Below are 26,696 nucleotides of genomic sequence, written 5' to 3' on the forward strand. Positions count from 1 at the left end.
CGGGTTTGTATTGCCATAGTCCCGAAACAAGAGGGCAGGCATTTGCGTATGAGGAATTTTGAGCGATGAAAAAAACAGGCACAGCATTACACTTTTTGACAATGGGCACAGCGGCACTGGCACTTTCAGCCTGTGGCGGTCTGGGCGATCTGGATTTCGACCTGCGCGGCGGGGCCGGACAATTTGATACTTCGGATGCGGCACGCAATGCCGTGCGAAATGCACCCCAACCTGATGCGCGTGGCGTCATCTCGGATACCGGTTATCAGGTTGCCGTTGCACGCCCCGGCGATACAGTCGGCACAATCGCGGCACGTGTCGGCCTGGATGGGGGCACACTGGCCAGCTACAACGCCTTACCGCCAAACCTGGCGCTGCAGGGGGGCGAGGTCATCGCCCTGCCTGTCCGGGTCGCAGATGCAACGGGGGCCACCAATGGCGGTGGAACGCTGGACGTGGCGACCATTGCCGGCTCGGCCATTGACCGTGCCGAAGCCGCCCCTGGCCTTCCCGCCGGCAATCAGCCAACCCGCCACCGGGTCGCACCGGGCGAAACTGCCTTCTCGATTGCACGTCAATACGACGTGCCGGTTGCGGCACTGGCAGAATGGAACGGTCTGGGGTCTGACCTTGCGCTGCGCGACGGTCAATTCCTGCTGATCCCGATTAAGGCCCCTGCGTCGACAGCAGTTGCCGCGACACCTCTTGAGGCCCCGGGCGTCGGCTCGGCAACGCCATTGCCGCCGTCAGCAACAGATCCACTGCCAACGGAAAACGCAGCCCCAGCGTCGCGACCGGCCGCAGAGGCTCCGGCAACCGACCAAACCGCCGCTTCCGACACATCGCGTCTTAGAATGCCAGTATCGGGGCGCATCATTCGTCCCTTCGAAAAGGGCACCAACGATGGGATCAGCATTGCCGCTGCGGTTGGCGCACAGGTTGGTGCCGCTGACGAAGGCACCGTGGCTGCGATCACCCGCGACACTGATCAGGTACCCATCCTGGTGCTGCGTCACGAAGGCAACCTGTTGACCGTCTATGCCGGTGTCGACAACATTGCGGTTGAAAAGGGCGACAAAGTCATTCGCGGCCAACTGATCGCCACGGTGCGCGAAGGAAACCCTTCGTTCCTGCATTTTGAAGTGCGCGAAGGTTTCGAAAGCGTCGATCCGCTGCCCTTCCTTCAGTAACCAATCGCATCTTCTTTCTGGTATAAATACTCAAAACGGTCGCGGGGGCAGAAACGCCAGTTTCTGCCCCCGCGACCATCGCGACGCCGTCAGGCGGCGCAAAACTTGGTGAGTTCTAAAGCGAAACGCCTTTGCGCCCGGCGAGATCGACAAAAAACTGCCAGGCCACCCGGCCCGACCGCGCCCCGCGTGTCGCCTGCCATTCGATGGCCTCGGCCCGCAATTCATCTTCAGCAACTGAAACTCCATAGGCGTCGCAATAGCCCTGGATCATCGCCAGATATTCGTCCTGGGTGCAGGAATGGAACCCCAGCCACAGTCCGAACCGGTCTGACAGCGATACTTTCTCCTCTACGGCTCCCGAGGGATTGATCGCGCTGGAGCGTTCATTCTCGATCATATCGCGTGGCATCAGATGGCGCCGGTTCGAGGTGGCGTAGAACACCACATTCTCGGGCCGTCCTTCGATCCCGCCATCCAGAACCGCCTTCAACGACTTGTAATGTTGATCATCATGGCTGAACGACAGATCATCGCAGAACAACAGGAACCGCGCATCCGAGCCCCGCAGATGGCCCAGAAGCCGCCCGACCGAGGGCAGGTCTTCGCGCTGCACTTCGACGATTTTCAATGACAAACCTTCGGACAGAACCGCTGCATGGGCCGCCTTCACAAGGCTGGATTTCCCCATGCCCCGCGATCCCCAAAGAAGGGCGTTATTGGCGGGAAGCCCTCGGGCGAACTGCCGGGTGTTTTCCATGAGGATATCGCGCACCCGGTCGATCCCGACCAGAAGCGATACATCGATACGGTTTACTTCTTTAACCGGATCCAGCCGATCGGGTGACACGTGCCAGACAAAGGCGTCTGCGGTGTGGAAGTCTGGTGCCGCCAGTGGCGCAGGTGCCATCCGTTCCAACGCGGCGGCAATGCGGTCCATCGGATCGTCGATCACGCCTTTGCATCCTCGTCGCTGGCGTCTTCATCGTCGTCGCCGTAAAGGTCTTCGTCGTCGTCCAGGACACCTTCTTCGCGCAATGTCTCGACACGGATGCGTTCGACCCGTTTCACTAGCTGGATCGAAATTTCATAAAGCCCGTAAACGACCGTAAAGAGAATAACCTGTGTGACCACGTCTGGCGGTGTGATCAGCGCGGCAAGAACAAGAATACCGACCATGGCGTATTTGCGCATATCGGCAAGGCCGCGCGCCGACACCAGACCCGCCTTGCCCATCAGTGTCAGCAGAACCGGAAGCTGAAAACACAGACCAAAGGCCATGATGAAAGTCAGCGAAATGCTTAAGGATTCGTTGACCTTACCAAAGAATGTGATCCGCAGACCATTTTGCGTTTCCGGAACGACGGCGGCACTTTCCGGCAAATCTTCAACCGCGCCGGACAATAGATTGGCAAAGATCGAGCTGACATCGGCAAAGCCCAGAAAGAAAGACATCGCCAGCGGCGTGACGACAAAATGCGCGAAAGACGCGCCCAATAGGAACATCACCGGCGAGGCAATCAGAAACGGCAGGAACGCGTTTTTCTCGTTGCGATAGAGCCCCGGTGCCACGAACCGCCACATCTGAAAGCCGATCACCGGAAAGGCGAGCGCGAACCCGAACACCATCGAAATGCGGAATAGCGTGAACAGGTATTCCTGCGGGCTGGTATATTGCAGCGTTGGCGACGGGTCGCCCAGAACGCGCAGGGTTTCTTCGATGGGACGCAGCATGAATTGCAGCACATGTTCGGCGATGAAATCCCCCTGAATGGGGATGAAAAACACCGATATGCCGATCAAAAGAGCGATGACGGAGCGGATCAACCGTGTCCGCAGTTCGGCCAAATGCTCGATCAGGGGCGCAGAGCTGTCGTCGATGCCGTCTTCAGGGTCAGGATCGGTCGCGTCGCTCATGCAGTGTCTCCGGGCTTGGGCGCGTCAGCTTTCGGGGCGTCCGCATCTGCGGGCGCATCAGCGACCACATCCGGTTCCGGTTTTTTCCACTTGCTTGCCATTGCCTCGGCATTCGCGCGGGCTTTCTTGGCCGTCTCGGCGCGCTCTTCTGCCAGCTTGGCAGTTTCAGGACCTATGGATTTGGCTTTCTCAGAGGGCTTCGTCGGGTCCCAACTGTCAAACTTGTCAGCGGCTTCGTTCAAACGATCCAGACCCATCTTCGAGGGCGAAGTCGCGCTCTTCAGATCCGCGGCTACGTCTTTCACGCCGGTTTCATCGGCCGCATCTTCCATCGCGCGTTGAAACTCGCGCGCCATGCGCTTGATCTTGGCAGTAAACCTGCCAAGTGTCCGGAACATGCCCGGAAGGTCTTTCGGCCCGATGACGATCAACGCCACAACGCCAATGACCAGAAGTTCGCTCCAGCCGATGTCCATGGATCAGGTCAGGACAGGTCGCTCAGACCTTGTCCTTTTCCTCTTCTTCCGGAGTCACATCGCGGGCCACTTCAGCGGCTTCGTCTTCAATCTCTTTCTTGCCGTCATCGACGCCTTTCTTGAAGGCGGTGATGCCCTTGCCCACTTCGCCCATCAAAGACGAGATTTTGCCGCGTCCAAAAAGGACCAGAACGACGATGGCGATCAGCAGAAGGCCGGGAAGGCCGATATTACCAAGTCCCATGGTTCTCTCTCCCAATGTATCCCGGCGTATGTAGGGTCTCGGCGCATGAAGGAAAAGCGCGAAAAACGAACCCATCCTCCGGACTGGTGGAAATGCCGCTATTTTCCCGGTGCAGAAACACAACTGACAGGTTACTGTCAGTTGGGGTGCCGTAGAAGCGTCGTATTGAAACCCCGAATCGGAGACGAACATGAGACACCTGCATTTCACCCCTGCCCCTACGCTGGCCCCGGCGGATGCTGCCCGATCTACCGCCAGTGACGACACGCCCGTGCTGGAATTGGTCCAGTTCCGCCTGAACGCAGGCACGGAAGACGACGATTTCATCGAAGCCGCGCGTGGCACCGAGGCAATGTTGCGCGCCGGCGGTGCCCTGATCCGGCGCTTTCTGACCAAAGACAGCGAAGGAACATGGTCGGATGTGATTGAATGGACCTCGATGGAAGCCGCGTTATCCGCAGCAGAAGCAGTGATGCAGGAACCGGATTTCCAACCTTTGATGCAGATGATCGATCCCGAAACCGTCAACCTCAGCCACGCACCAATCCTGTGGCGAATGGAGTAACCGAGTGCGTCGCACCGACCGCCTTTTCGAGTTGATCCAGATCCTGCGCGACGGGCGATTGCACCGTGGCAAGGATATGGCTGAAAACCTGGGCGTGTCGTTGCGCACGCTTTACCGCGACATGGATACGCTGATCGCCAGCGGTATCCCCGTCGAAGGTGAACGGGGGCTGGGCTATATGATGACGGCCCCCATCACCTTGCCGCCGCTTAACCTCACTCTGACCGAGCTGGAGGCGCTGCACCTGGGTCTGACAGTCGTTGCCAAGGCCGCCGATGAAGAACTGCAGGCAGCCGCCGACTCTTTGGCAAAAAAAGTCGATGCCGTTCTGCCCGAAGACCGGGCCGCCCCAGCTTCGGGCTGGGGGTTCGCCGTCTATCCCTTTGCTGAAGCGGCGCGAGGGTTCGTCCACATGGCTCCGTTACGCGCCGCCATACGATCACGACGCAAAGCCCGGATCACCTATACAACTCTTGATGACACACAGACCCAACGCATCGTTCGCCCTTTGCAGATGGAATACTGGGGGCGCGTCTGGACTCTGACCAGTTGGTGTGAACTCCGCGAGGATTTTCGCGTCTTCCGTGTCGACAGAATACAAACCCTCGACATCACATCAGACACATTCGAAGAAAAACCCGGTAAAACCCTTGGCGACTACATGGAAATTGCCGAGACCCAATAATGCTTCTTTTGTCCTAAAATACTTCGGGGAGTCCCTGCCAGGCAGGGACGGGGCAGAGCCCCATCTCAAAATCCGTGTCGGATTTTGATGCCTACTTAGCCCGATAGACGAAACATCGCCCGCGCCGGATCATCAACCACAACCGCGTGCCCGGCTTAGGCAGGAATACCGACGGTATATTGGCATGCAGGACCGAGCCGTCATGCTCCATTCGAAACTCTACAAGACTTTCGCGGCCCATGAAGCGGCTGCGCACAACCTCGCCCATGGCCGGTGTGCCATCTTCTGCTGTAGGGTTCGGGCCACGGCCTTGTCGATCAAAGTCAATGCGCAGGTGCTGAGGGCGAATGACAATCTCGACCTCGGTGCCATCAGCAAAACCGGGTGCCAGAAACACGCCGAATGGCGTATCGGTCAACGCCCCTTCCACAACACCCCGGATCACATTTATATCGCTGAAAAAGGCAGCAGCCTCGCGATCGATGGGCGCATTATAGATGTTGTATGGCGCCCCATGCTGCACTATGCGCCCGTCGCGCATCAGCGCGATCTCATCTGCCATGCGCATGGCCTCATCCGGTTCGTGGGTGACCAACAGAACCGAGGTTTTCTCCACTTTCAGAATATCCAGCGTGTCATCGCGGATGCCATCGCGAAGTCGATTATCCAGACCCGAAAACGGCTCGTCCATCAGCATGATGGACGGTCGCGGAGCGATAGCGCGCGCCAGCGCCACACGCTGTTGCTCGCCGCCTGATAGTTCGTGTGGATAGGCGTCGGCGAAGTCTTCAAGGTGAACGCGCTCCAGCATCTCGCTGACCCGCAACGACTTTTCAGCCTTCAGACCCCGAAGCCCAAACGCGATATTGTCATGCACAGATAAATGCGGAAACAGCGCGAAATCCTGAAACATCAGGCCGACACCACGTGCCTCTGGCGGCAGATGCGTCGCCCCTCCAGACAGTAGTTTTCCATTTGCTTTGATCTGTCCGGCATCTTGCCGGTCAACCCCGGCGATCATCCTGAGTGTCGTTGACTTGCCGCATCCTGAAGGCCCTAAAAGGCACATCACCTGCCCCGGTGCCACAGTCAGCGAAACATTCGACACCACTTCGCGCCCGCCAAAGCGACGGGTCAGCCCCTGAACCATCAGTCCCGATTGTGTGTCGCTCAACGCAGCCTCACCTCTAATCCCGATAAAACCGGTCGGGATTAGGGCGAAATAGCAACGTCAGGCGTCGCTCGCAACCCCGGCCACACGCTTTGTCGCAGTCAGAACCGCCGCAAAGCCGATGCCAAGAACTACTACGCAGATCCAGAAAAGTTGTTCATATTTATGGCCTTCCGGCAGGATCATCACCAAAATCTCGGTGTCGCGGGCAAAATAGGCATAGGCGCCAAAGATCGCCGCAGCAAAACTGGTCAGATAGGCCCAGACCGGCACCTGCCGCCGAAGCCATCGCGCTATCCAATGTCGACAGTGCCGAGATCAAGAGCGACACCAACAATGCCGACCAAACCCAACCGGGGAACATCAGCGCCCATGTGCCCAGAAGCTGACCTTCGTATTCTGCGCCTAGGATCGAAGCCTGAATACCGAACAGCCCAAATGCGATGAACGACAATGTCGAGATCCAGAAGGTGTGCAGGAAAGACCGCCGCGTCGTGACAGGATCGGCCAAAAATCCGCGATCCATCATAACCGGATCGTGGGCCGGATAGCTAAAAACCTGAAGTGCGGCGACTGCCAGCAAAATCCATCCATTCGTAGATCCCGAAACCCCCGGCGCCGTAAGAGCCGCCGTCAATGAAAAGTCCGGCGACAAAAGCAGAGCAACAAAAGCCACGCCAAACACGACCAGAAACAGGGTCATTTGGGCGACATCCGTCCGCAATGCTGCCGAAAGCCCGCCCCACGCCGAATAGGCCAATCCCAAACCAGCAACCGCCAAAATCGCAATGGTTCCAGCGCTGGCAGTCTCTGGCAGCAGAGCCGAAAAGATCAGGCTGACAACCAGCAGATTCGAAAAGACCTCGGATAAAAGTCTGAGAGCGATAACGATATTATAAGTTCCGGTGCCAGCGCGCCCAAAATTTGCGAACAAATGGTCCTGCACGCTCATTCCGCCCTGTGAGCGAATACGGGCGACGATAAATGCGCCAGACAGGAATGACCCATAATAGGCGGCATAGGCCAACGTCCCGGCAATACCGAAGAAATACCCCAAGATTGCGGCGTTCATCAGCGATCGCGCAAAAATCCACGTGGTTACCTGGCTAAGGACCAAAGTCCAAAGTCCCGGTGCCTTTCCGGCGACATCCCTGCCTCCAAAGAACCCCTCGACTGAAACTCGTCGCGGCGCCATTGCCAAACTGAGGCCAACGATTGTTGCAAATACAGGAATGGTCCAAAAAGCGGTCATCTTGTCTGCTCCTGAAAGCACCGGTGTTTTTTGCAGCTAACAAGCAAAAAGCGCCCGGACCAGAGTCCAGGCGCTTTAATGCATTGAAATGACGTGCTTGTGAAACCGCGTTAGTCAGCCAATACCAGCACTCCCATTGTTGAGCGCGTGCCAATCGTAACTCCCAAGGCCTCAACAAAAACCATGTCGCCATCGGCTCCCAGAAACAATGCGTCGCCTGTGCCAGTGACCGCGTCGCTACCTAGCATTCCGCCAAGTGTCACCGCGATGACGTCCGACACTATGCCAGAACCATCCACGGTCACCGTTCCAGCTACCGGAGTGCCGGTAGATGCAACAGCTGGATCCGTGCTGCCATCATAGAAAAACCCTGTCGCGTCTCCATCCAGCGTTTCGGTCGCAAAGGTATAGGTCGCCGAAAAGTCGCCGACATATCCGCCAAAGTCTGGGTCCGCGTCGTCCAGAACGATCATGACGCCATCAAAGGTTGCATCTGAAGGTGGTGGAACTGCAATTGGGCCGCTGTCTAGCAACGCCAATGTTTTATCACTTAAGTCCAATGTTTCGATGGCCAATGCCAGATAGGCGGGCGGGCCAGCAGGAAGAACCGGCTCCGGATCACCACCTCCGCAGCCAATAAGAAGTGTCAGCGACGAAACAATCGCAAGTCGAAATTCAGTCATGGAATGCCCCTTTAAGTATATCCAGCAGATATGAGGCTAACTCCACACTTTTTGCAACCCGTTAAGACTTGGCACTCAAATTCAATCAAAGCTGGCAGAAACTTGTGCTACCCCAACGAGCTCCTGAACCTTGTGAACAAAATTGAAAACCCACCGCTCAATCCGCAATGATTGCCGATAAAAACGTGGTCGTGCTGGTGCCCGACGTTAAGGTGCCGTTGCTCAAAAACATGTCGCCGTCCGCACCAAGAAAGCTGCCAGTGCCTGAACCGGTGACAATTTCTGTTAGGCTATTTATTTCAAGATTCCCGGCATGCACCAAAAGGACTGAACCTGGTGTCAGTGCGATGCTACCCGTCGTAATTGACCCGCCAACACTAGTCTGAGGCCCTGTCGGATTTCCATCCGGATCGAACAGACCAACAACGAAATCGGTCGATACGCCGCTAATGTTTCCGCTTGCGAAGTTTGCAGTTGCCGTGAAGTCGCCGATATAATGCTCGCCCGTTGTGTCCAAGTTATCGGACAGAACCATAATACCGTTCATCGCGACACCATCGACACCAGGTAAACTGGCTGACACGGTTAGACCGTCCGACTTCGTAGCGAGGGCAATTGCTTCGGTGACTAAAGGATCGATCAGAAAACTTCCATCATCTCCCGCACTGCAAGCAGACAAGACAAATACAATAGCCAAGGGGGACAGATTGTTGAGGTGTGGGCGCAAGCGAGGTCTCCGTGCTCCTGAAAAACCAACTCGGATCATTCCATTTAGAGATTAATCTGCGATTAAAACGTCGCGTTTACTCCTCCACCGTCGTGCAGGATGTTCTGGCCGACAATAAAGCCCGCATGGGTTGAGCATAGAAAGGCGCATGTCGCGCCGAACTCTTGGCGCGTGCCATACCGACGCGCCGGAATTGTTCCTTCGCGTCTGACCCGTGCTTCCTCGACCGTGATGCCTTCTTTGGAGGCTACCCCGCCATCCAGTGAAACAGCCCGGTCTGTCGCATGAATACCCGGCAGCAAGTTGTTGATGTTCACGCCACTGGCAGCCACCTGTCGAGACGTGCCAGCGACATAACCTGTCAGCCCCGCACGCGCCGAGTTCGATAAACCAAGCACCGGAATGGGCGATTTCACGGATTGCGAGGTGATGTTGACCACACGGCCCCAGCCGCGCTCCATCATTCCTGGCACCAGTGCTTTTATCAAAGCGATCGGCGTCAGCATATTGGCGTCCAGTGCGCGGATAAAATCATCGCGGTCCCAGTCGGTCCACATGCCCGGTGGCGGGCCGCCTGCGTTATTGACCAGAATATCGACGTCACCCGCGACTTTCAAAACCGCAGCGCGGCCGTCCTCGCTGGTAATATCAGCTGCGACCGTGACGACCTCTACACCGTAGGCGCTGCGAATTTCGGCAGCTGTTGCCTCCAAAGCCTCGGCCCCGCGCGCATTCAGGATCAGATCAACGCCCGCCTCTGCCAATGCTTCGGCGCACCCGCGCCCCAAACCTTTTGACGACGCACAAACCAGCGCTCGTTTACCCTTGATGCCAAGATCCATGAAATAAAACCTCCCCTGTATGCGTTACAGGGGAGGTAGCATTGTTGATCCTGGGATCAAAGGGGGCGGTTAGTCCGCCAGAAGCAGAATTTCTTGTGGTGTGCCGCCCAGCGTCGCGGTTCCATCGTCGATCGCGACGACACCCAGCGGTGTCGCGCCGACGAATTCGCCGTCAATACCGCCAGCTATTAACATTCCAGCGATTGTTCCGGTGAGCGTGGAGTTGAACTCGTCGCCATCAGCACCGGAAAAACCAACAGAATCGATGTCGATTGAACCGGAAACCAGGCCGATTACCGTATCCGGATCGCCCGAACCGTCCAAATTCACATTATAGAAGTTACCTGCCGAGCCATCGATTGTTTGGGTCTGAAAGTTAGCCCCAATGATTGCGCGCCCGAGATAACCTGTTCCCGCGGTCGATAGATCGTCGCCGATCAGAATTGTTCCGGAATACCCGGCCGAGCCAGTTCCGGGCATCGTGGTCGTCGTAGAAAGCGCAAGAACTAACGGCTGTAGTGCATCATACTCAGTATCAAGATCCCCATAGGGAACCACCAAAGTACCTGTACCACCGCCGCCGCACGCCGTCAGCGCAAACAAAGCCGCACCTGTAACTCCAAAACGAATGTTCATCTGAACAGACCCCCAAACAATAAAACCCGTTGCATTGGACCTATCGGGCAGAGGCAAATCAAGCAAGACTTGTTGTAGCGGCTAAAATAACCGCTGGTCGCCCGCTATTTTGATGGTTTTTGCCAACAATCCGGCCCGCAACCGGCGATTGTGTCACTGCTCATGCGCTCCGCCAGAAGATCACCCCATCGGCGGCATCATGAATGTTTCACGCACGATCTTACCATTCGACACCTCATAAAGAGCAATTTCCTTGGATTTCCAGCGCTGGCCGTTCGACTTGTCAGTGGCATCAATCTCAAATGTCAGACTGAACATATCGCCGTTCACAAACGGTCCTTCCATGACAACATCATGAACTTCAAACGCCGAGGCCCACCATTCGTGCTTGCCCTTGATCCCCTCACGCCCCTCAGTCACCGGACTCTGCCCTTCCGGCGCCATCGGTTCGACCGAAACGGCGTCCTCAGCATAAAGCTCATCCAGACCCTGCATCTCGGTATGGTTTCGGCAGTGTTGGTAGAGTTTGTCGGCAATGTCTTGTGTGCTCATTTTCAGTTCTCCTTATTGGCGGATGCAAAAGCACTTAAGTTTCTTGTTCACGTTACGTTCTCAAAGATGGTCGATTCCGCGCAATCGGTCAATCCTATGGCGAAGGTCGATTGCGTGTCTTCGCGACCATGGCTATAGCGCAAGCCATGTCAGACCGCGCCTCAAACACAGCCCCCCTGCCCCCGGAAATCGCCCGGCGGCGCACGTTTGCGATTATCTCGCACCCCGATGCCGGTAAGACGACGCTGACCGAGAAGTTTCTTCTCTATGGCGGCGCGATCCAGATGGCTGGCCAGGTGCGCGCCAAGGGCGAAGCCCGGCGGACGCGCTCAGACTTCATGCAGATGGAAAAGGACCGCGGGATTTCGGTTTCCGCCTCGGCGATGTCGTTCGATTTTCGCGAATTCCGCTTCAATCTGGTCGACACGCCGGGCCACAGCGATTTCAGCGAGGATACCTATCGCACGCTGACGGCTGTGGATGCGGCTGTGATGGTGATCGATGGCGCGAAGGGTGTTGAAAGCCAGACTCAGAAGCTGTTCGAGGTTTGCCGTTTGCGCGACCTGCCGATCCTGACGTTCTGTAACAAGATGGACCGTGAAAGCCGCGAGACGTTCGAGATCATTGACGAGATCCAGGAAAACCTGGCCATTGACGTGACCCCGGCCAGCTGGCCCATCGGTGTCGGACGCGATTTCATCGGCTCCTATGACATGCTGAACGACCGGTTGGAGTTGATGGAGCGGGCAGATCGCAACAAGGTTGCAGAGTCGGTTCAGATCGACGGGCTGGATGATCCGAAACTGGCCGAACTGGTGCCGGAAGAATTGCTGGGTCAGCTTCGCGAAGAAGTCGAAATGGCCCGCGAATTACTGCCCGCCTTCGACCAGCAGGCATTTTTGGACGGCACGCTAACGCCGATCTGGTTTGGATCTGCTATTAACTCTTTCGGCGTCAAGGAACTGATGGATGGCATCGGTGATTTCGGCCCGGTGCCACAGCCGCAATCTGCCGAGCCACGCCACGTTGGCCCTGAAGAGACGAAGGTCGCCGGGTTTGTTTTCAAGGTGCAGGCCAATATGGACCCCAAGCACCGCGACCGCGTGGCGTTCGTGCGTCTGGCCTCGGGGCATTTCAAACGTGGTATGAAGTTAACCCACGTGCGGTCGAAAAAGCCGATGGCGATCTCGAACCCAGTGTTGTTCCTCGCATCGGACCGCGAATTGGCGGAAGAGGCTTGGGCGGGCGACATCATCGGCATCCCGAACCACGGCCAGCTGCGCATCGGCGATACGCTGACCGAGGGCGAAGTGATCAAAGTCACCGGCATCCCAAGTTTCGCGCCAGAGCTTTTGCAGAACTGCCGCGCGGGCGATCCGCTGAAAGCCAAACATCTGGACAAGGCTCTGAAGCAGTTCGCCGAAGAAGGTGCCGCAAAGATATTCAAGCCGACGCTTGGGTCTGGTTTTATCGTCGGCGTGGTTGGACAATTGCAATTCGAGGTGCTCGCCAGCCGGATCGAATTGGAATACGGACTGCCAGTGCGTTTTGAACCGTCGCAATTCACTTCGGCCCGGTGGGTGCATGGCCCAAAAGACAAAGTTGAAGCCTTCGCCAACGCCAACAAGGGGCATATGGCCGAAGATAACGACGGCGATCTGGTCTATCTGACGCGATTGCAATGGGACATCGACAGGATCGAGCGAGACTATCCCGATCTAAAGTTAAGTGCGACGAAAGAGATGATGGTGTGACCGCATTTACCAGCGGTTAACCATGAAGGCGTTTCACTGCTCACATGCTGAGACTTGCAAAACTTTCCTTGGCGATAGTCTGTTCCTGCGCGCCAACGGGCGAAATCAACCATAACCGGCACACCGGGGTTACAGTTCAGCGATCCGCCCCGGTGATCAAGGTTCTTGATGCCACCAGCCGTATCGAAGTCAGCGCCATTCGGGTTTATAAAAACGGCGACACGCGATGGTATTTGAAGACCTTTGTCACCCGAAATGACCGGAATTATCCCAGAATATCCAGCGCCTAGTCCCATCAGCGCTTGCTGCCATACACGAAAGACGACCGTCGCCGCTTTGCCGGCGACTGGCAGGAAGCTGGCCATATCCCCATGACCGAACGGGCTTTTCGCGCACTTGCGCAAACAGGGTTAAGTCTTCAATTGATGGGCACGCGCGGCGTGTACAAAATCGATCTGCCGAGTGAGACTTTCAGCGAAGTTCTGTAAAATTCTCACCTTCGCCAAATGTTAATGATCCTGGCTCATCGTGACCGCCATGAGATTTGTTGTGATCATATTTGCGGGCCTTTTGGCGGCCTGCGCTCCTGCTCCGTCTGAACCCGTTGCGCGCGCGGGTGTTGATCTGTTCGTCGCAAGCGAGACCGCACATTCTGAGACGCAGGCCGGGCAGATCGAAGCCGTAGGCGTTATGGCTGAACGCGACGGCGCACTGGAACTGTTGATCAGACTGGACGCAATTCAAACAAATGCAGCTCCTGAAATCACCGCCGTTTACGGATTGGGCACCCCTTTTCCCTTTCAATCAACTGGTATCTCTAACTCGTCTGGCGATGCCATCCTGGGATATATTCCAATGTCCAAAAGCAGTGTCGCGCATTTCGCACAATCCGGACTTACGCTCGGTCTCAAGTCGGGCAATCAGTTGTTAGTGTTGGACGTGAGCAAACGCGTATTTTTAGCTTTGTTGAACGAATCTGGTGTTTGAGCGACAGTTGCCAACAATCAACTTAGATTGCTCAACGCTTTGACAGCACGATATTAACCAAAGTTAACGAACGCCTGTGGATAAGTCTGTGCGTCAATATCGATGGCGTTAGCTGTTAGAACAGTTGACCCTGAAATCAGTTAAAAATATCGAGATTTTCTGGTCTTGCCATTGAAAGCAAAGCATAAAATTCAAGAAAGCGCTTACATTCTCGAGGCATTCAAAGGCTGGCATGTTTGAATCCCCATGAAATAAGGGCAATGCGGCTCGAACCGACAATTAGGGGTGGAATTCCAATTATGGAAACAATCAACACCATATCAAATCATTGTGCACCAATCGCCATAACACGTTGACCAAATAGGGTCTTTGCCCTAGGTAGACTGCCACCTGCGGCGGCTTGTGGATAAGCCAGTGGTCATCCGGACCGATGCCGCTTTGACGACGGGCCTAGAATTTGGTCCGTAACATATGGACCGAGATGACAAAATTCTCTGATCTGGCGCTGTCGCCAAAGATCCTCAAGGCCGTTGACGAGGCCGGATACGAAACCCCCACCCCTATTCAGGCAGGTGCAATCCCAGCCGCATTGGAAGGCCGCGACGTTCTTGGCATCGCACAAACCGGTACAGGTAAGACCGCCGGTTTCACGCTGCCAATGATTCACAAACTGGCCCGTGGCCGCGCCCGCGCGCGCATGCCCCGCAGTCTGGTTCTGTGCCCGACGCGCGAATTGGCCGCCCAAGTGGCCGAAAACTTCGACACTTACTCAAAGCACGTCAAGCTGACCAAAGCCCTTTTGATCGGCGGTGTCAGTTTCAAGGAACAAGACGTCTTGATCGACCGCGGTGTTGACGTATTGATCGCGACTCCGGGCCGTCTTCTGGACCATTTCGAACGCGGCAAGCTGCTGTTGACCGGTATCGAAATTATGGTCGTCGACGAAGCCGACCGGATGTTGGACATGGGGTTCATCCCGGATATCGAACGCATCTTCGCGCTGACGCCGTTTACCCGCCAGACTCTGTTCTTCTCGGCCACCATGGCCTCGGAAATCGAGCGGATCACTAACACGTTTCTGTCAAACCCCGAGCGTATCGAAGTCGCGCGTCAGGCAACTGCGTCGGAGACAATTGCTCAGGAAGTTGTCATGTTCCGCGCCAGCCGCAGGGACCGTTTGGCAAAAGAAAAGCGGGATGTTCTTCGCAACTTGATCACGCGCGAGGGCGAATCTCTGACCAACGCGATGGTTTTTTGCAATCGCAAAACTGACGTGGACATAGTCGCCAAGTCTTTGAAAAAACACGGCTTTGATGCCGCACCAATTCATGGCGATCTGGACCAATCCCAACGCACAAAGACTTTGGACAGCTTCCGCGAAGGCGGTCTGAAAATCCTGGTGGCCTCGGATGTGGCCGCGCGCGGATTGGATGTTCCCTCGGTCAGCCACGTTTTCAACTACGATGTCCCATCGCATTCCGAAGACTACGTGCACCGGATTGGTCGAACCGGCCGTGCCGGTCGTGATGGCAAAGCAGTCATGATCTGTGCCAGCGCCGACGAGAAATTGCTAAGCGCAATTGAACGTTTGATTGGCAAAGAAATCCCGCGGGCCGACCTGCCCGGCGGTGCCACACCAGCGCCGAAAAAGGCAGATGCGGTGAAAGACGACAAACCGGTAGAAGAAAAACCGCGCCTTACTCGTCGCAAAAAAGCCGAAGCAGAACCAGTTGTTGCGCAAGCGCCCGTCGCCGTCCAACCGCCGGTCGAAGCCGCAAACGACGACGCGCCCAAGCCCGCCAAGAAAGAGCAAGGCCGGGGACGCCGCGGTAATGATCGCCGCGACAACAACAAGGTCGTCGGCATGGGCGATCACATGCCCAGTTTTATCGCGATGAGTTTTGAAGAACGTCGCGCAAGCTAAACCCGCCACACTTCCCTTGATGCCGGACAGCATGCCTGTAACGTGATTAGCAAGGCTGCGCCTATGTCATTGATAGATATAAAGTTTTAGAAGGTGTATTCGACGGAAGCGAAAAAGTCCGCATCATTAAATGCGTGACGCAGGACTTTGGCGAAGCCGCTGGCGGAAAATTGGATGACAGTGTTTCCGTCCGCAATCACGAGGTTCAAGGCGGAAGTTGGGGCTATGGTGGTCAAAATCTGACCACCGATGTCGGCTTGAAAATCAAATCCGGTACGGATTAACCACCCGAATTGCCACTCGCGGTCAGCTGTTCGCATATACCCGGAAGCGCGGCGAAATCGTCAAACGCAATGTCGTGACGAATTTCGTCGATCCCGGCGACACGAATGCCTTCGGTATAGAAAACAAACGGAACGCCCGCTCTTTCCGCAGTCTCGGCGTCGATTTCGCTGTCTCCGACGTAAATCCCCTTCGGCGCACCAAGTCTTTGAAATGCCTCAAGCAGCGGTGCCGGGTCCGGTTTGCGGGTGGGTAAATCGTCCCCAGCCATCACAACATCAAATATATTGTCTAAACCCGCTGCAACCAAAGTTGTTTCCAACGGCGCGCGCGGTTTGTTGGTGCAAAGGCCAAGGGGTATGCCCGCGTTCCGCATTGTCTTCAACGCATCCATCGCTCCGGGGAACACTTTCGTATCAAGCGCCGCCGTCTTGTAGTGCGTTATGAAACGCGGCATCAGCCGGTCGAAATCTTCCGCCTTCAAAGCCGTCGCCGCGATCAGCCGGTGCATCAATACCTGCTCGCCGCTGCCAACGAAATTATTGACATCAGAGGTGCCAAGCATAGGCAATCCTTCGTCTGCCAAAAGCAGGTTCACCGCCTTAGTTACGTCCGGCAAGCTGTCGATCAGCGTGCCGTCCAGATCGAAGATTACAGTAACGATATCAATCACTTAAGCGGCTAACGACAACGGTGACTTCTGGTTTTTTACCTATCTCATCCTGCGAGGATTTACGCACGATCTGGCGCAGTTCTTTCTCTAAAGCCCCGTCGTCGGCAAGCGTTTTGCGCTTGGCACGACCAATAAACTGGCTCAGGTCTTCTTCCAGAACATCCACCAACGGCGCCTTCGAATTACCAGTTTCCGGCAGCCCCGAAAGTTCGACCCAGGGGTCGCCCAGGGCGTCGTGGTCTTCCATAATCAGCGTCACCAAAACATGGCCGTTGATCGCCATACGGATGCGGTCGCGCACAACGCCATCCATCGCGCCGATCTGCACGTTGCCGTCCAGATAGGTGCGTCCGGCTTCGACGTATTCGGCCACTTTTGGCGTATCCCCGGTTATATCCACCATGGTGCCGTTCGTCGCCAGAATGCTGGCCAATCCGTTTTCCGCTGCCAGCTTTGTGTGTTCGCGCAAGTGGCGATGTTCCCCGTGCATCGGTATGACCATCTTCGGCTTGATAAGCTCATGCACCGTGTCCAGATCGGGCCGGTTGGCATGACCGGAAACGTGATAATGGCCGGAGCTGTCGTCGACAATATCGACGCCCTTTTCGCTGTAGGCATTGATGATCCGGTTCACGCCCTTTTCATTGCCAGGAATGGTCTTGGATGAGAACAGAAACAGATCGCCCTCGGCCACTTGCAGCCCCAGATACTTGCCACGGCTCAGCCCGGCCGATGCTGCGCGGCGTTCGCCCTGACTGCCAGTGACCAGCAACATCAGGTTTTCACGCGGGATATCCTGCGCCTCTTCCGGGGACACAACTGTCGGGAACTCGGTCAGCACGCCGGTCGTGATCGAGGCTTCGACCATACGCCGCATTGCGCGGCCCAAAAGGCAGATTGACCGCCCTGCGGCAGCCCCGGCCTCGGCCAGTGTTTTTACACGGGCGACGTTTGGCGCAAAGGTGGTCGCAACGACCATCCCTTTGGCACTGCTGACTAATTTGACGATTTCAGGGCCAACGCTGGCTTCGGATCGGCCCGGCAGTGGCGAGAATACGTTCGTTGAATCGCAGACCAGCACCTTCACACCCTCGGCCGCGATACTGTCCCACAATTCGGGATCCCATGCCTCGCCCACCAGGGGTGTTTCATCCAGCTTGAAATCGCCGGTGTGCACGATCCGACCCGCTGGCGTGTCGATGACCATGGCCGAGCTTTCGGGGATCGAGTGGCTGATGGGGGCCAGCCCAACTTTGAACGGCCCCACGGTCACTTGCTCGGGCCAAGCGTTCACAACGTTGACCGCATTGTCGTCCTGCCCCTGATCATTCAGTTTGCGAACTGCATGATGCGCCGTAAATTTGCGCGCATAGATCGGCGCGCGCAAACGGGGCCAAAGGTGGCCAACCGCGCCAACGTGATCTTCATGCGCATGGGTGATGAAGATGCCTTCGATCCGGTCTGCACGGGCTTCCAGCCATTCGGCATCCGCAAAGATCAGATCAACCCCGGGCGAGCCTTCCATGTCCGGGAAGGTCACGCCGAGATCAACCACGATCAGACGTTCCTCATCCGGTTTGCCCCAGCCATAAACATAGGCGTTCATTCCAATTTCGCCGGCGCCGCCCAGCGGCAGATAAATCAGGCGTTCTTTACTCATGAATTTTCCTTATTGTGCCGATGGATCACGGTTAGCCCGTGCATCGTCAGATCATCCTCGATCACGTCAAACAGCATATCGCCCTGATAGAACAGGGGCGCAAGACCCCCGGTGCCGATCACCTTCATGGGTCGGTCGCATTCGGCTTTGATCCGCTCGGTCACACCACGCACCAGCCCGACATAGCCCCAGAAGATGCCGGATTGCATACAGTCGATAGTGTTGGTGCCGATGACTTTTTGCGGCTTGGTCACGTCCACATGGGGAAGCGCGGCGGCGGCCATGTGCAATGCTTCCAGCGAGGTGTTGACGCCTGGCGCAATCGCCCCACCAACGTAAGCCCCGTCTTCGGCCACCACATCAAACGTCGTGGCCGTGCCATAATCGACAACGATCAGGTCACCGCCATGGCGATCAAAAGCGCCAGCCGTGTTCACCAACCGGTCAGGGCCAACTGTGGTGCCGTGGTCAACACGGGGGTTTGTAGGCAAAAGGCAATCCGGTTTACCGACAACGTAAGGCCGGGTGTTGAGATAGCGGTCCGTAAGGACACGCAGGTTGAACACCACGCGCGGCACGGTGGACGAGATGATAACCTCGTCAATGTCCATCGGGATGCCCTGATGCTCCATCAGGGTCGACAGCCAGACGTAATACTGATCCCAGGTGCGCTGGGTCTCGGTCGAGGTGCGGAACGTGCCCAGAAACTGGTTTCCGTCCCAGATCGCCATGACCGTATTTGTGTTGCCGCAGTCAATGCATAACAGCATGGGGCGGCCTCCTTTCGTTTTCAGAAATAGACATCAGCTGCCGGTATCGTGACGCGGCCTTTCGCCGTTGTCAGCACCAATTGTCCAGCTTCGTCAATTGTTTCAAATGTTCCTGTGATTTCGTCGCGCGTGGTGCGCGCGGTAATAACTTCGCCCAGACGGGCGGCATTGCGCAGCCACTTGTCGCGAATTGGGCCGAAACCGAGTGTGGTAAAGATCGCCTCTTCTGTCGCCAGGTTTGAGGCCAACAGCGACAGGAATTCGTCCTGATCTGTGGCCTCACCACCCTCGCCCGACAGACTGACTGGGGGAAAATGTGCGGCTTCGTCAGGCGGTGGTGCGCTGACTAAGTTGACGCCGATGCCAATGGCCAACCAGTCAACGCCGCCTGCGCGTCCTGTGCTTTCCAGCAAGATACCAGCCACCTTGCCGCCATTCAGCAGCACGTCATTGGGCCATTTCAGTGCCAGGTGCGTGCGGTCGATCTTCATTGCAAGTGCCTCGAACAAAGCATTGGCCGCCATGAAAGACCGCAGCGCCGCCGTGGCTGGATCGCCACCCGGCTTCATCAGATGTGTCGCTGCGAAATTGCCGTCCGGGGCCGTCCAAGACCGCCCGCGTCGTCCCCGCGCCGCTGTCTGACGACGGGCCATGATCCATGTGGGACGATCCAGTGTTGGCGCACGACGCGCAGCCTCGACCATGGTGCTGTCGACTTGGTCCAATACGATGCGGGCAGTGTTATCAGGCCAGGGAAGCAACGGGCTCATCCTTGGGCACAGCCGATTTCTTCGAAGAAATCGGAACGGAAAACGCGCGTTTTCCGCACCCTCAATTTCAAAACCAGTTTAATTGACAAGCGTTGCCGCTGCGGCCTCGGCAAATCCGTCGACGCCAAACAGGTTGATGACGCCAAATACCATGATCGCTGCCGAGGCCATCAGAAAGCCCCAGAGAATGCGCGACCCACCGGTATCCAGCTCATTCTCGTCCGCGCCGAAATACATCAGGTAGACGATGCGCAGGTAATAAAACGCACCGATCACACTGGCGATCACACCTGCAACAGCCAACCAGCCAAGGCCAGCGTCTACTGCAGCCACAAGCACATAGTATTTGCCGAAGAACCCGACCAGCGGTGGAACCCCTGCAAGGCTGAACAACAGCACCAGCATCGCCAGCGCTTTCATCGGATCGCGACGAGAATACATGCTCAAGGCCGAGATATCTGTCACCGGAGCGCCATCTTTTTCCATCGCCAGAATAAAGGCGAATGTGCCGATATTCATCGTCACATAAATAGCCATATAGACCAGCATCGCCTCAACGCCGAACACTGTGCCCGAGGCCAAACCCATCAACGCAAATCCCATATGCGCGATCGAGGAATAGGCCATCAGCCGCTTAATATTCGTCTGCCCGATCGCCGCGATTGCGCCCAGGAACATCGAGGCCACCGACAGGAACGCCACAATCTGCTGCCAGTCGCCCACAACGCCACCAAAGGCGTCATGCACGACCCGCGCAAACAGCCCCATGGCAGCCATCTTGGGAGCCGTGGCAAAGAACGCTGTGATCGGCGTCGGCGAGCCCTCGTAAACGTCAGGCGTCCACATGTGAAACGGTGCTGCAGAAACTTTGAATGCAAGTCCGGCAACCACAAAACTGATGCCAATCAGCACCCCGACCGAGGCTTGACCTTCGACCGCCGTAATGATCCCCGCAAAACTTGTTGTTCCGGCAAAGCCGTAAACCAGCGACGAACCGTAAAGCAACAAACCGGAAGACAAGGCCCCCAGCACGAAATACTTCAAACCCGCTTCCGTCGATTTCACACTGTCACGACGCAATGAAGCGACCACGTATAGCGCCAACGACTGAAGCTCTAATCCCATATAAAGCGCGATCAGATCGCCCGCTGACACCATGACCATCATGCCGACAACAGCCAACGCGACCAGCAACGGATATTCGAACCTGAGCAGCCCGCGCCGCTCCATATAGGCTTCGCTCATGATCAGTATGGCAGCAGCCGACAGCAGAATTGTCACCTTGGCAAAGCGCGCAAATCCGTCGTCCACGAACATGCCGCCGAAGGCAACCCCGCGACCACCGCCCTGGAACGCGATCCAAAGACCAACCGCAACCAGCAAACCGGACGTGACCCACAGCATTGCCGAAGCCAGTTTGTCCTTGCCGCCATAGGCTCCCGCCAAAAGCGCGATCAGCACGTAAACCGAGATGATGATTTCGGGCAGGATTATTGAAAGATCACCGGGTTGCATCAGTGGCCCCCTCCGTTCGCCGCGACCTGATTATGGGCCGCGTAATCGGCCACCGCCGTCTGATACTCACCCAATAGGTTCGCCACAGAGGGGCTGATAATGTCCGTCACAAGGCTGGGGTAGACACCCAGCCAGATTGTCATGATCACCAGTGGCGCAAAAATCCATTTCTCGCGCGCGGTCATATCGGTGATGGATTTCAGGCTTTCCTTGATCAGATCGCCCATGACCACCCGGCGATACAGCCACAAGGCATAGCCCGCCGACAGGATCACACCCGTCGCAGCCACTGCTGCGACCCAGGTATTGGCCTGGAACATGCCCATCAACGTCAGGAATTCCCCGACAAATCCGGACGTGCCCGGAAGGCCGACATTGGCCATGGTGAAAAGCATAAAGATCGCCGCATATGCGGGCATCCGGTTCACCAATCCACCGTAAGCGTCAATATCGCGGGTATGCATCCGGTCGTAGATCACGCCAACACACAGGAACAACGCGCCCGAGATAGAGCCGTGGCTGATCATCTGGAAGATCGCACCATCAAGCCCCTGCTGGTTCGCCGCGAAAATACCCGCCGTCACAAACCCCATATGGGCGACCGACGAATAAGCGATCAGCTTTTTCATATCTTCCTGCACCAGCGCCACCAGCGAGGTATAGACAATTGCAATCGCGCTCATCCAAAGAACGAAATCTGCCAGCAAATCCGAAGCTATTGGGAACATCGGCAAGCTAAACCGCAGGAAGCCATAGCCGCCCATCTTCAACAGAATCGCTGCCAGAACCACCGAACCCGCAGTTGGTGCTTGAACGTGTGCATCTGGCAACCAGGTGTGTACCGGCCACATGGGCATCTTCACCGCAAAAGAGGCGAAGAAGGCAATCCAAAGCAGAGTCTGCAAACCGCCGACTATCTGGAAACCAAATACATTCAGGATGTCCGAGCTAAAGTTATGCTTCAAAAGCGCCGCAATATCCGTTGTGCCAGCGTCCACATACATCGCAATCATCGCGACCAGCATCAGGACCGACCCAAGGAAGGTGTAAAGGAAGAACTTGAACACAGCATAGATACGCTCTTTTCCGCCCCAGATGCCGATAATCAGGAACATCGGGATCAGGCCGCCCTCGAAGAACAGATAGAACAGCACCAGATCCAGCGCGCAGAAAACGCCCAGCATCAGGGTTTCCAGCGCTAGGAAAGCGATCATGTACTCTTTGACGCGATGGTTCACATCCCAACACGCCAAGATCACCAGCGGCATCAGGAAGGTGGTCAGCATCACAAACAGAACCGAGATCCCGTCAACACCCATCTTGTAGGTCAGCCCGAGTATCCACTCGCCCTCTTCCACAAACTGGAAGTCAGGGTTCGAGGGTTCGAAGTTGGCCAAGAGGATCAACGACACCAGGAACGTTACCGTCGTGGCCAACAAGGCCAATCGCTTGGCATTTAGTTGCGCCGCTTCATCTTCACCCCGCAGGAACAGCGCCAGAATACCCGCCGCGATCAGCGGGATGAAGGTGATAATGGAAAGAATATTGCCTTCCAGCATTACTCAGCCCCCCCGGTCAACGTCATCCAGGTGACAAAGATTGCAATGCCCAGAACCATGGTCAGCGCATAGGTGAATATGTATCCAGACTGCGCGCGGCCAGCCAGGCGGGTAAAGAACGGCACAACCCCCATGGCGACACCATTCAGGAAGCCGTCGATGATATTTCCATCGCCCCGCTTCCACAGGATCCGCCCCAACAGCATTGTCGGACGGATGATTGCCGCGTCATAGATCTCGTCGATGTACCATTTGTTCAGCAGGAACTGATACAGATGCTTCTGGTTCGCGGCCAGGCGCCCCGGAAGATCAGGCCGCCGGATGTAGAATTGATAGGCCGTCAGGAAACCGATCAGCATCGCAAAGAACGGCGACAGCTTCACCCAGATCGGCACGTAATGCGCATCATGCAGGACGTGGTTGTCAGCACCGCGATAAATCGCACCCTGCCCCGGAACCGCCGCCTCGCCATGATCATCCCCGTGGCTGTCATCGCCATGGCTATCGTCCGTCGTCTCCTCGCCCGCTGCATAAGCCGCACCGATCATCAGAACCTGTGCATGTTGTTCGGATTTGGTGACGCCAAAGAATTTATCGACCGCCTCGTCGCTGCCAAAGAACGGCTTATACCAAACCATCCCGGCAAAGATCGCACCCACCGCCAGGACGCCCAACGGCACAACCATGGTCATGGGGCTTTCGTGGGCGTGGTCATGGGTGTGGGCATCGCCGCGCGGCTTACCGTAGAACGTCAGGAACATTAGCCGCCAAGAATAGAAGCTTGTGAACAGCGCCGCGACCACAAGTGACCAGAACGCAAAGCGCGCAGCAAGGTCAGTCGCCGCAAAGGCGCTTTCAATAATCGCATCTTTCGACACAAAGCCCGCAAACCCAACCGGGAACCCGATGTAAAGCAGCGGAATACCGACGCCCGTAATGGCCAGCGTGCCAATCATCATCGCCCAAAATGTATAGGGCAACTTATCCTTCAGCCCGCCGTAGTTCCGCATGTCCTGCTCGTGGTGCATCCCGTGGATGACCGAACCGGCGCCAAGGAACAGCATCGCTTTGAAGAATGCGTGTGTCAGTAGATGGAACATCGCGACCGAGTAAACTCCGACGCCAGCCGCTACGAACATATATCCAAGCTGCGAACAGGTCGAATACGCGATCACGCGTTTGATGTCGTTTTGAACCAAACCAGCCGTCGCTGCAAAGAACGCTGTGACCGCGCCCATGATGATGATGAAGTTTGTCGTATGAGGTGCAAATTCCATCAGCGGCGACATGCGACAAACCAGGAAAACACCCGCCGTCACCATGGTCGCTGCGTGGATCAAGGCCGACACAGGCGTCGGGCCTTCCATCGCATCCGGCAACCAGGTGTGCAGGATGAACTGCGCCGATTTACCCATCGCGCCGACGAACAGCAGGAAGCAGATCAATTCGATCGCGTTCCACTGGGTCCAAAGGAAGTTCAACTCGGTCTCGGCCAATTCAGGCGCGGCTGCAAAGATGTCGTTGAAGTTGATGCTGTCGACCATCAGGAAGATCGCAAAAATGCCCAGGGCAAAGCCGAAGTCGCCAACCCGGTTGACCACAAATGCCTTGATCGCAGCGGCATTCGCCGACGGCTTACGGAAATAGAATCCGATCAAAAGATAGGACGCCAGACCCACGCCTTCCCAACCAAAGAACATCTGCACAAGGTTGTCCGCTGTCACTAGCATCAACATCGCGAAGGTAAAAAACGACAGGTAGGCAAAGAACCGTGGACGATAGCTTTCGCCTTCGCGGAAGTTGTCGTCATGGGCCATATAGCCAAAGGAATAAAGGTGAACCAGCGCTGAAACCGTGGTGATCACGATCAACATGATCGCCGTCAAACGGTCCAACCGGATCGCCCAGTCGGTCGCCAGTGAACCGCTTTGAATCCACCGCAAAATCTGAATTTGCTCGGTCACCCCGTCAAAGGACAGGAACACGATCCACGACAGGAAACAGGCCAGAAACAGCATGCCGGTCGAAACCCACTGCGCCGCAACCTCGCCAATGATCCGCCAGCCAAAGCCACAGATCAAAGCACCGATGAGCGGGGCAAAGAGGATGATGGTTTCCATTTGCGCTTACCCCTTCATCACGTTGACGTCTTCCACGTCAATCGTGCCGCGATTTCGGAAGAAACAGACCAGAATGGCCAGACCAATCGCCGCCTCAGCAGCGGCCACTGTCAGAACGAACAGTGTAAACACCTGCCCTGTCAGATCGGCCAGATAGGTCGAAAACGCGACAAGGTTGATGTTCACCGCCAGCAGCATCAATTCGATGGACATCAACAGGATGATGACGTTCTTCCGGTTCAGGAAGATGCCAAATATCCCAATGACGAACAGCGTCGCCGCAACGGTGAGGTAATGTTCAAGTCCGATCATCGCGTCATTCCGTCTGTCATTTCATCACCCCGCAAGCCGTGGCGGCGATCATCGCCTCGGGCTGGCCAAGGGTGATGCGTGTCAATTCCGGGTCTTCCGAGCGCGGGCCCAGTTCACCGGCGCTTGCGCCGGTTGCAATCGTGCCCATCGCCAATGGCGCACAAGTTACCAGCCACAATGTGGCCCCCTCGCCGCCCGCAGTTTGTTCCGTCGTCACTTCGATTGAGCCATTGTCACGGCGAAACGCATTCACAAGGCTGTAAGAAATATCGCTGCCCGGCACCACAATCATGGTGGCAGCCTCAACAGGTGCCTCTTTGGTCACGCCAGCCAAATCACCTAAAGCTCCTGCCGCCTTTTCAGCGACCGCTGCCAGTTCTTCGCCAGCCTCGTCTTTCAACTCGTCGGCCATGGCATCCTTTGCGGCCTCAACCACGCTGTCGCCAGCCTCGGCCATGGCTTCTGCACCAGCTTCTTTGGCAGTTGCAACAACGTCGTCATCACCTGAAGCTACGGCCTCTTCCACCGCCTCGGCCACGGTTTCAACCGCATCTTTTGAAACGTCTTCGACTTCTTTAACGGCTTCCTCAACGGTCTCTTCAACCGGCGCTTCCACTACTTCCGGTTCGGCCTCAGGCTCTACAATTTCGGGTTCAGGATCCGGCAACACGACTTCGGGCTGAACCGCTGCAACCTCTTCGCTATCGCCAGTGAAATTCACAAACAAGACCACGGCAAAAATTGCCGCCAGACCCCAGATGGTCCAACGCCAAAGGCTTCCCAAAGCCCCAAACAATCCTGTGCGCCGTTTTGCCATGCGCTTACAGACCCTGCCCCGGTTTCACGTCTTTCAGTTCCAGCGTCGCTTCGGGATCGCGGAACATCTGCTGCAATGGATCCTGACGTTTGACGTAAGTGCGATGGCGCAGCGTCAGCATGATCGCCCCCATCATCGCCACCAACAGGATCAATCCAGCCAGTTGGAATAAAAGGAAATACTTGTCGTAAAGGATGCGCCCAAGCGCTTCTGTGTTGTGCGCACCGCCCCCGGCAATCGCATCCGGCTGATCCGCCAGCGTGACACCATCCGCAGTCGACCAAACACCCAGCGCCATCGCCAGCTGCATCAGGATCACTAGACCGATTAACAAACCCAAAGGCAGATACTTCGCCATCTCCGCTTTTAATTCGGCGAAATCCACGTCCAGCATCATCACCACGAACAGGAACAGAACGGCGACCGCGCCGACGTAGACAATGATCAACAGCATTGCCACGAACTCGGCGCCCAGCATCACGAACAACCCAGCCGCAGACAGGAACGACAGGATCAACCACAACACCGAATGCACCGGATTGCGCGAGATCACTGTGAACAATCCGCCCGTAATGCACGCCAGTGCAAATAGGTAGAAAGCAAATACATGCAC

Annotated in this window: 29 protein-coding genes and 1 pseudogene; 9 read left to right on the top strand and 21 right to left on the bottom strand. The window is 56.3% G+C overall.

The window, feature by feature from the left end; genetic code table 11:
* The first annotated feature begins 101 nt into the window (after positions 1-101).
* A complete protein-coding gene (locus tag GKR98_05940; protein QMU59987.1) occupies positions 102-1,190 on the top strand; it encodes a peptidoglycan DD-metalloendopeptidase family protein in 1,089 nt (362 codons plus the stop codon).
* Between the two features lie 115 nt (positions 1,191-1,305).
* On the opposite strand, the gene GKR98_05945 is transcribed toward GKR98_05940, so the two are convergent.
* From GKR98_05945 to GKR98_05960, 4 genes are read right to left on the bottom strand one after another with little or no spacing between them, the layout of a single operon-like run.
* Positions 1,306-2,145 (bottom strand): DUF815 domain-containing protein, encoded by an 840-nt coding sequence (locus GKR98_05945; GenBank protein QMU57777.1) that lies wholly within the window; start codon positions 2,143-2,145, stop codon positions 1,306-1,308.
* Entirely contained in the window at positions 2,142-3,107 is a 966-nt protein-coding gene (locus GKR98_05950; GenBank protein ID QMU57778.1) for a twin-arginine translocase subunit TatC, read from the bottom strand. The genes GKR98_05945 and GKR98_05950 overlap by 4 nt, the downstream gene beginning before the upstream one ends.
* Complete coding sequence (gene tatB / locus GKR98_05955) at positions 3,104-3,583, bottom strand: twin-arginine translocase subunit TatB (GenBank protein QMU57779.1); 480 nt, start codon at positions 3,581-3,583, stop codon at positions 3,104-3,106. Before tatB ends, GKR98_05950 begins: the two co-directional genes overlap by 4 nt.
* A gap of 22 nt (positions 3,584-3,605) precedes the next feature.
* A complete protein-coding gene (locus GKR98_05960; protein QMU57780.1) occupies positions 3,606-3,827 on the bottom strand; it encodes a Sec-independent protein translocase TatA in 222 nt (73 codons plus the stop codon).
* 223 nt (positions 3,828-4,050) lie between these two features.
* Here GKR98_05960 and GKR98_05965 point away from each other — a divergent pair, with 223 nt between their 5' ends.
* Positions 4,051-4,392 carry a hypothetical protein gene (locus GKR98_05965; protein ID QMU59988.1) on the top strand — a complete coding sequence of 114 codons (342 nt, stop codon included), beginning with the start codon at positions 4,051-4,053 and terminating at the stop codon, positions 4,390-4,392.
* A gap of 4 nt (positions 4,393-4,396) precedes the next feature.
* On the top strand, positions 4,397-5,077 hold the full coding sequence (locus tag GKR98_05970) for a WYL domain-containing protein (protein QMU57781.1): 681 nt from the start codon (positions 4,397-4,399) through the stop codon (positions 5,075-5,077).
* 91 nt (positions 5,078-5,168) lie between these two features.
* Here the strand turns inward: GKR98_05970 and GKR98_05975 are convergent, their stop codons facing one another.
* The 7 genes and pseudogenes from GKR98_05975 to GKR98_06005 all read right to left on the bottom strand — a co-directional run bounded on the left by GKR98_05975 (position 5,169) and on the right by GKR98_06005 (position 10,940).
* The gene (locus tag GKR98_05975) at positions 5,169-6,227 is read right to left on the bottom strand and encodes an ATP-binding cassette domain-containing protein (protein QMU59989.1); all 1,059 of its coding nucleotides are present in this window, start codon (positions 6,225-6,227) and stop codon (positions 5,169-5,171) included.
* An 81-nt stretch (positions 6,228-6,308) separates the two neighbouring features.
* Positions 6,309-7,500 (bottom strand): annotated as a pseudogene (locus GKR98_05980) (sodium:proline symporter).
* A gap of 110 nt (positions 7,501-7,610) precedes the next feature.
* Positions 7,611-8,183, bottom strand: coding sequence for a hypothetical protein (locus GKR98_05985; GenBank protein QMU57782.1), 573 nt, complete (start codon positions 8,181-8,183; stop codon positions 7,611-7,613).
* 157 nt (positions 8,184-8,340) lie between these two features.
* Entirely contained in the window at positions 8,341-8,880 is a 540-nt protein-coding gene (locus tag GKR98_05990) for a hypothetical protein (GenBank protein ID QMU57783.1), read from the bottom strand.
* Positions 8,881-8,972: 92 nt separating this feature from the next.
* Positions 8,973-9,752: an SDR family oxidoreductase gene (locus GKR98_05995; GenBank protein ID QMU57784.1), complete on the bottom strand. Its 780-nt coding sequence runs from the start codon at positions 9,750-9,752 to the stop codon at positions 8,973-8,975.
* Between the two features lie 69 nt (positions 9,753-9,821).
* Positions 9,822-10,388: a hypothetical protein gene (locus GKR98_06000; GenBank protein QMU57785.1), complete on the bottom strand. Its 567-nt coding sequence runs from the start codon at positions 10,386-10,388 to the stop codon at positions 9,822-9,824.
* A gap of 180 nt (positions 10,389-10,568) precedes the next feature.
* Positions 10,569-10,940 carry a nuclear transport factor 2 family protein gene (locus GKR98_06005; GenBank protein ID QMU57786.1) on the bottom strand — a complete coding sequence of 124 codons (372 nt, stop codon included), beginning with the start codon at positions 10,938-10,940 and terminating at the stop codon, positions 10,569-10,571.
* A 146-nt stretch (positions 10,941-11,086) separates the two neighbouring features.
* Between GKR98_06005 and GKR98_06010 the strand changes: the two genes are divergently transcribed.
* From GKR98_06010 to GKR98_06035, 6 genes are all read left to right on the top strand, one after another.
* The gene (locus tag GKR98_06010; protein QMU57787.1) at positions 11,087-12,694 is read left to right on the top strand and encodes a peptide chain release factor 3; all 1,608 of its coding nucleotides are present in this window, start codon (positions 11,087-11,089) and stop codon (positions 12,692-12,694) included.
* Between the two features lie 44 nt (positions 12,695-12,738).
* Positions 12,739-12,984, top strand: coding sequence for a hypothetical protein (locus GKR98_06015; GenBank protein ID QMU57788.1), 246 nt, complete (start codon positions 12,739-12,741; stop codon positions 12,982-12,984).
* A gap of 12 nt (positions 12,985-12,996) precedes the next feature.
* Complete coding sequence (locus GKR98_06020; GenBank protein ID QMU57789.1) at positions 12,997-13,182, top strand: hypothetical protein; 186 nt, start codon at positions 12,997-12,999, stop codon at positions 13,180-13,182.
* Positions 13,183-13,231: 49 nt separating this feature from the next.
* Entirely contained in the window at positions 13,232-13,681 is a 450-nt protein-coding gene (locus tag GKR98_06025) for a hypothetical protein (GenBank protein ID QMU57790.1), read from the top strand.
* A gap of 481 nt (positions 13,682-14,162) precedes the next feature.
* Entirely contained in the window at positions 14,163-15,605 is a 1,443-nt protein-coding gene (locus GKR98_06030; GenBank protein ID QMU57791.1) for a DEAD/DEAH box helicase, read from the top strand.
* A gap of 68 nt (positions 15,606-15,673) precedes the next feature.
* A complete protein-coding gene (locus tag GKR98_06035) occupies positions 15,674-15,889 on the top strand; it encodes a 4-oxalocrotonate tautomerase (GenBank protein QMU57792.1) in 216 nt (71 codons plus the stop codon).
* On the opposite strand, the gene gph is transcribed toward GKR98_06035, so the two are convergent.
* The 10 genes from gph to GKR98_06085 all read right to left on the bottom strand — a co-directional run bounded on the left by gph (position 15,886) and on the right by GKR98_06085 (position 26,696).
* Entirely contained in the window at positions 15,886-16,551 is a 666-nt protein-coding gene (gene gph, locus GKR98_06040) for a phosphoglycolate phosphatase (GenBank protein ID QMU59990.1), read from the bottom strand. The genes GKR98_06035 and gph overlap by 4 nt on opposite strands.
* Before the next feature lies 1 nt (position 16,552).
* Complete coding sequence (locus GKR98_06045) at positions 16,553-18,220, bottom strand: MBL fold metallo-hydrolase (protein QMU57793.1); 1,668 nt, start codon at positions 18,218-18,220, stop codon at positions 16,553-16,555.
* Positions 18,217-18,990 carry a type III pantothenate kinase gene (locus tag GKR98_06050; GenBank protein QMU57794.1) on the bottom strand — a complete coding sequence of 258 codons (774 nt, stop codon included), beginning with the start codon at positions 18,988-18,990 and terminating at the stop codon, positions 18,217-18,219. Before GKR98_06050 ends, GKR98_06045 begins: the two co-directional genes overlap by 4 nt.
* A gap of 20 nt (positions 18,991-19,010) precedes the next feature.
* Positions 19,011-19,760, bottom strand: a complete 750-nt coding sequence (locus GKR98_06055) for a biotin--[acetyl-CoA-carboxylase] ligase (protein QMU57795.1) — start codon at positions 19,758-19,760, stop codon at positions 19,011-19,013.
* A gap of 78 nt (positions 19,761-19,838) precedes the next feature.
* Positions 19,839-21,275 (bottom strand): NADH-quinone oxidoreductase subunit NuoN, encoded by a 1,437-nt coding sequence (gene nuoN, locus GKR98_06060; protein QMU57796.1) that lies wholly within the window; start codon positions 21,273-21,275, stop codon positions 19,839-19,841.
* Entirely contained in the window at positions 21,275-22,834 is a 1,560-nt protein-coding gene (locus tag GKR98_06065; GenBank protein QMU57797.1) for an NADH-quinone oxidoreductase subunit M, read from the bottom strand. Before GKR98_06065 ends, nuoN begins: the two co-directional genes overlap by 1 nt.
* The gene (gene nuoL, locus GKR98_06070; protein ID QMU57798.1) at positions 22,834-24,954 is read right to left on the bottom strand and encodes an NADH-quinone oxidoreductase subunit L; all 2,121 of its coding nucleotides are present in this window, start codon (positions 24,952-24,954) and stop codon (positions 22,834-22,836) included. Before nuoL ends, GKR98_06065 begins: the two co-directional genes overlap by 1 nt.
* Positions 24,955-24,960: 6 nt before the next feature.
* On the bottom strand, positions 24,961-25,266 hold the full coding sequence (gene nuoK, locus GKR98_06075; GenBank protein ID QMU57799.1) for an NADH-quinone oxidoreductase subunit NuoK: 306 nt from the start codon (positions 25,264-25,266) through the stop codon (positions 24,961-24,963).
* A 16-nt stretch (positions 25,267-25,282) separates the two neighbouring features.
* Positions 25,283-26,083 (bottom strand): hypothetical protein, encoded by an 801-nt coding sequence (locus GKR98_06080; GenBank protein ID QMU57800.1) that lies wholly within the window; start codon positions 26,081-26,083, stop codon positions 25,283-25,285.
* A gap of 4 nt (positions 26,084-26,087) precedes the next feature.
* Positions 26,088-26,696 (bottom strand): NADH-quinone oxidoreductase subunit J, encoded by a 609-nt coding sequence (locus GKR98_06085; protein QMU59991.1) that lies wholly within the window; start codon positions 26,694-26,696, stop codon positions 26,088-26,090.

This window comes from Boseongicola sp., assembly GCA_014075275.1.
Taxonomy (GTDB): domain Bacteria; phylum Pseudomonadota; class Alphaproteobacteria; order Rhodobacterales; family Rhodobacteraceae.